The organism is Gordonia sp. (in: high G+C Gram-positive bacteria) (assembly GCF_049299075.1).
In the GTDB taxonomy this organism is placed as follows: domain Bacteria; phylum Actinomycetota; class Actinomycetes; order Mycobacteriales; family Mycobacteriaceae; genus Gordonia.
This window is the reverse complement of the sequence record NZ_JBAQWU010000033.1, coordinates 1-4,901: the sequence shown is the minus strand read 5'-3', so window position 1 is coordinate 4,901 and position 4,901 is coordinate 1. Positions and strand designations below refer to the sequence as shown.

The 4,901-nt window shown below is 66.9% G+C and carries 4 protein-coding genes, 1 tRNA gene and 2 pseudogenes; 2 read left to right on the top strand and 5 right to left on the bottom strand.

The window, feature by feature from the left end; all coding sequences use genetic code 11:
• The 4 genes and pseudogenes from WAW85_RS01175 to WAW85_RS01160 all read right to left on the bottom strand — a co-directional run.
• Positions 1 to 318 (bottom strand): annotated as a pseudogene (locus tag WAW85_RS01175) (phosphoribosylanthranilate isomerase); the annotation flags it as partial.
• 30 nt (positions 319 to 348) lie between these two features.
• Positions 349 to 506, bottom strand: a pseudogene (locus WAW85_RS01170) (YibE/F family protein); the annotation flags it as partial.
• A gap of 131 nt (positions 507 to 637) precedes the next feature.
• The gene (gene nagE, locus WAW85_RS01165; protein ID WP_422557833.1) at positions 638 to 2,662 is read right to left on the bottom strand and encodes an N-acetylglucosamine-specific PTS transporter subunit IIBC; all 2,025 of its coding nucleotides are present in this window, start codon (positions 2,660 to 2,662) and stop codon (positions 638 to 640) included.
• 40 nt (positions 2,663 to 2,702) lie between these two features.
• A complete protein-coding gene (locus WAW85_RS01160) occupies positions 2,703 to 3,188 on the bottom strand; it encodes an HAD-IA family hydrolase (RefSeq protein WP_422557832.1) in 486 nt (161 codons plus the stop codon).
• Between the two features lie 61 nt (positions 3,189 to 3,249).
• Between WAW85_RS01160 and WAW85_RS01155 the strand changes: the two genes are divergently transcribed.
• Positions 3,250 to 3,323 (top strand) — tRNA-Leu (locus tag WAW85_RS01155).
• Between the two features lie 5 nt (positions 3,324 to 3,328).
• On the opposite strand, the gene WAW85_RS01150 is transcribed toward WAW85_RS01155, so the two are convergent.
• A complete protein-coding gene (locus WAW85_RS01150) occupies positions 3,329 to 4,102 on the bottom strand; it encodes a patatin-like phospholipase family protein (protein WP_422557831.1) in 774 nt (257 codons plus the stop codon).
• A gap of 88 nt (positions 4,103 to 4,190) precedes the next feature.
• Here WAW85_RS01150 and WAW85_RS01145 point away from each other — a divergent pair, with 88 nt between their 5' ends.
• Positions 4,191 to 4,874: a DsbA family oxidoreductase gene (locus WAW85_RS01145; RefSeq protein WP_422557830.1), complete on the top strand. Its 684-nt coding sequence runs from the start codon at positions 4,191 to 4,193 to the stop codon at positions 4,872 to 4,874.
• Positions 4,875 to 4,901: the final 27 nt, after the last annotated feature.

Genomic DNA, 4,901 nt, shown 5'->3' with positions numbered 1-4,901 from the left:
GAGCGAGGTCGCGCGCCACAGCCGCGGAAAAAGGGCGCCCGCGGCGGCGAAGTCAGCCTCGTCGTACCTCCCGTGCAGTTGCAGCACACTGACGCCGAGGCGGCGGGCCAGCTGTGCGGCATCGGTGGCCGGCATGTCGTTGACGACGAGCACGGTCTCGACGGCACCGTCGGCGGCAGCGACGATCTCCCGGGCCAGCGTCTCAGCGATGGCCCGCGGGCTGGTGCGATTGGCCACCACGCCGATGGCATCGGCACCGGCCGCAATGGCCACAGCGACGTCGTCGACCGCAGTCAGACCGCACACCTTCACGAACATGCGCTCAAGTCTAACGACGTTCCGCCGGTGTCCGCCGACAAAGGCGCGGGCGAGTTCGATGGCGATCTCCTCACTGGAGAGCAGGGACGAGATCGGCTGCCCGGCCACCGAGAAGAGCAGCCCACGCGCATGGAACCGCGGAAAATGCTGAGCCGGGTCTGGCCGGAGACAGCGGCCAGCTCGAAGGCGGTCACCGGAAAGGCCGGTCAGGCTCAGGGAGGCGACCGCAGCGTACGAGGTCCGCATATTGACCCCGTGCGCCAGATAGCCCACGAGTAGACCCACCACGATTGGCTGGTGGCGTGGACGTGCTGATGGGTCACTCGGCGAAGGTGACCACAGCTGCCTTGTTGTTCATGACGATCACCGGGGTGAGGGTCGAGAATCCGGCGGCGCGAATCGTGTCCAGATCGACCTCGAGGAGCGGTTGTCCGGTGTGCACCGTGTCGCCGGCCCGCACCAGCGGACGGAATCCGTCGCCCTTGAGCTTCACGGTGTCCAAGCCGACGTGGATCAGCACCTCGGTGCCGTCGGTCAGGCGCAGACCAATGGCGTGACCGGTCGGGAAGACCGTCACAACGGTCGCATCGGCCGGTGCAACGACATGGCCGTCGGACGGGTCGATCGCCAGCCCCGGGCCCATCATGCCGCTGGCGAAGGTCTTGTCCGGCACTTGATCGAGCGGCACAATCGCGCCGGATATCGGCGGTGCCAGCGTCACGACGGTCGCGGTGGCGGGCTCGGCGACGGCGACGGCGGCCGGGGCTGGAACAGTCGCGGCCAGAGCAGCGCCATCGACCCGCCCGGCGATGATGTCTTCCATCGCGTCCTTCACGAACTGCACGCGGGTTCCATAGATCACCTGGACCGATTTGCCGCCGGGCTTGATCACGCCCGCGGCGCCGGACCGTTTGAGGGCGGCCTCGTCGACCAGCGACGGGTCGGCCAGTTCCATGCGCAGGCGCGTGGCGCAGTTGTCGAGGTCGACGATGTTGCCCTGGCCGCCGAGCGCCTCGATGAAGCGGGCGCCGGTGGCGTGGAAGGGGCTGTCGCCGGAATTGGCGATCTCGTCTTCGATGAACTCGTCGTCGTCCTCGCGGCCTGGCGTCTTGAGCTGGAACTTCAGGATCACCCAGCGGAACACCAGGAAGTAGATGAAGAACCAGACCACACCCATCACCGGGATCATCCACGGGTTCTGAGCGAGCGGGTTCTGCCAGTTGAGGACGAGGTCGACGAAGCCGCCGGAGAAGCCGAAGCCCATGCGGACCGGCAGTAGCTGACTGATGGCCATCGAAATACCCATGAACAGTGCGTGCACCAAGAAGAGGAACGGCGCGAGGAACATGAACGAGAACTCGAGCGGTTCGGTGACGCCGACGAAGAACGAGGCCACCGCGGCTGACAACAGAATGCCGTAGGCCATCTTCTTCTGCCGGGTCTTGGCGGTGACATACATGGCCAGGGCGGCGCCCGGCAGACCGAACATCATGATCGGGAAGAAGCCGGTCATGTACTGGCCGGTGACGCCGAAGACGCCCTCGCCGTTGCCGCCGGCGAGGAAGTTGTTGAGGTCGTTGATACCGGCGACGTCGAACCAGAACACCGAGTTGAGGGCGTGGTGCAGGCCGAACGGGATCAGCAGTCGGTTGAAGAATCCGTACAGGCCGGTGCCGACGGCGCCCAGGCCGACGATCCACTCGCCGAAGGCCACCAGGCCGGTGTACAGCAGCGGCCAGATGAACAGCAGGATCAGTGCGACCACCAACGAGACGGCAGCGGTGATGATCGCGACGCTGCGGCGGCCGGAGAAGAAGCTGAGTGCGTCCGGCAGCTGGACGTCCTTGAAGCGGTTGTAGACCAGCGCGCCGAGCACACCGCAGAGGATGCCGATGAAGGCGTTCTGGAAGGCGCCGGGGGCGAAGGCGGCGCTCACATCCGGTGCTTCGACGGCACCGCCGGTCACATGCCAATAGCCTTGGACGGCGAGCGGATCGGCGTCGGCTGCCGGGACGTCGGCCACCTTGGACCAGCCGCGGCCGAGCAACGTCTGCACCGACGACGGCGCGAGCAGACTGGTGATGATGAGCCAGGACACCAAGCCGGCCAGCGCCGAGGTGCCGTCGGATTTGTGCGCCATACCGATCGCGACACCGACTGCGAACAGCAGGGCCATGTTCCCGACGACCGCCAGTCCGGCGGTCTGCAGGAACGAGGTGACCACCGTCGGGTGGTGCAGAATGCCTTCGATCCAGTTGGCGATACCGACCAGGATGGCGGCGACCGGAAGCACCGCCACCGGCAGCATGATCGACTTGCCGAGGTTCTGTAGGAACTTCATCATGGTCGGCACGCTAGTACCGCGCCGGGACCGATGCGCGCGATTACGGAAAGGTGAGACGGACCCCGCCGGGAGTCTGTTCGACGACGACGTCGAGGTAGTCGGGAAGGTGCAGGTCCGCGGTCGCGGCGGCATCTGCCGAGCCGCCACCGATCACCTGCATGCCCGCGGCCCGGGCGGCGGCGATCCCGGCGGCGGAGTCTTCGAAAACAAGGCAGTCCGTGGGCTGCACGCCCAGGAGTGCCGCGGCGGCGAGGAAGCCTTCAGGGTCGGGTTTGCTCCTCTCGACGTCCTCGGCGCGCAGGAGTTCCCGATTCTCGGCGAGGTTGATCTCGTGCGGGCGGTCCGGCAAGAACTGCGCCATCGTCACGTATCCCTGTCTGCCATGGCAGAAGTCGAGGACGGCCTGCGGGTCGACGCCGTGCTGGCTGGCCCACGCGGTCCAGTCGCGTTCGACGACCGGCGTGGAGTCGACGAGCGTGCCGTCCATGTCGAGGAGGATCGCGGCGGCGTCGTACGTCGTGGTCATACCGGCGACGGTAGCCCGGTTGTCGAGCCGAGGTGTGGTGCATCCGTAGGATGAACGCCGCGCCCCCGTAGCCCAATTGGCAGAGGCAGCGGACTTAAAATCCGCACAGTGTCGGTTCGAGCCCGACCGGGGGCACCGCCTCAGCACTGTTCGGCGTCGAGGGCGGTGATCGCGATCTCGCGGCCGACGGCGATGACCTCCTCGGCGCGGTGGAATTCGAGGGTTCCGCACACTGTGCGGGGCACCTCGATCAGCAGGTCGGGCGGATAGGCGGCCAGCGTGTGCCGGGCAAGCGCGGCCTGCGCGATGTCGATGCTGCGGTCCGCCACCCGCAGTCCCGAAAACTGGGGGAGTGGGTCGCCGTCGACCGGTTCGAGGCCGCTCAGGTCGACAGCGATGGTCAGGTCGGCGGCGAGCACGGCGAGCGGTGCCGTCGGCGTCGGATCGAGAATGCCGCCATCGCCGAGGAGCCGCCGGTCCAGTTCGTGCGGCGCGATGATCCCCGGAATGGCGATCGACGCCCGGATGGCGTCGGCGATCTGGCCCCGGTCGAGCCACGCCGACGTGCCTGCCACCAGATCGGTAGCGACCGCGGTGAACGGAACATCCAGATCCTCGATGAGCACCGAACCCAGGATGTCGCGGACGGCGTCGACCACCTTTTCAGCCCGCAATACCCCCGCCGCATGCAGCGTCAGGTCCACGAGCTTCAGCACCGCCCGCTGATCGAGTGCCTGTGCCCACTCGCTGAACTCGTCGAGCTTTCCGGCGGCCAGCATCCCGCCGACCAGGGCGCCCATCGACGACCCCGCGACACCGACGATCTGATGTCCCCGTGCCTGCAGTTCATCGATGACGCCGATGTGTGCGTATCCGCGGGCGCCGCCGCTGCCGAGCGCCAATGCCACCTTCATGCACCGAGTATCCCAGGGCCGATGCGGCCGCCGGGGTTCGACACCGGTCCACTCCGCTCAGTCCGGCGGCGACTGGCACAATAGGGGTGTGACGCACGCGCCGATGACCGTGGAGATTTGGTCCGACATCAACTGCCCGTTCTGCTACCTGGGCGTCTACCAGTTCCTGGAAGGGCTGGGCGGGTTCGACCACCGCGACGACGTCACCGTGGTGCACCGCTCCTTCGAACTCGATCCGACGCAGCCGCGCGGTGCGTCCGCCGATGTCGTCGAACATCTCGCACAGACGTACGGGTTCAGCCTCGAGGAGTCGGCGCAGGGCGAAATCCAGATTGCCGAGAAGGCGACCGAGTTCGGGTTGCCCTACATCACCTCCGGACGCGACTTCGGCGACTCGTTCGATATGCACCGGCTGGTCCATTACGCCGCCGACCGCGACCGCGCCCAAGACCTGCTGCTGGCGTTCTTTCACGCCAACTTCGCCGATGAGCGCACGCTGTTCGGCAGCCACGAGCGTCTAGTGGAGATCGCGGTGGCCGAAGGATTCGACGAGGCGCAGGTCCGGGAGGTGCTCGCCGACCCCGACCGTTACGCCGACCAGGTGCGCGGCGACGAGAATTTGGCGCGCGAACTCAAGTGCCAGGGTGTCCCATATTTCGTCCTCGACCGGCACTTCGTGATCGCGGGCGCGCAGCCTGCCGACGTGTATGCCGACGCTTTGCGCCAAGGGTGGGATCATCACGTCGCGAATTCTGCTGACGACAAGCTCTGAGGTACCGTATGTCCGTGCGACGTGTGG

Bases quoted from the DNA above. Each gene is read 5' to 3' on its own strand.
- nagE (WP_422557833.1), bottom strand. From the start codon at position 2,662: ATGATGAAGTTCCTACAGAACCTCGGCAAGTCGATCATGCTGCCGGTG.
- WAW85_RS01160 (WP_422557832.1), bottom strand. From the start codon at position 3,188: ATGACCACGACGTACGACGCCGCCGCGATCCTCCTCGACATGGACGGC.
- WAW85_RS01150 (WP_422557831.1), bottom strand. From the start codon at position 4,102: ATGAAGGTGGCATTGGCGCTCGGCAGCGGCGGCGCCCGCGGATACGCA.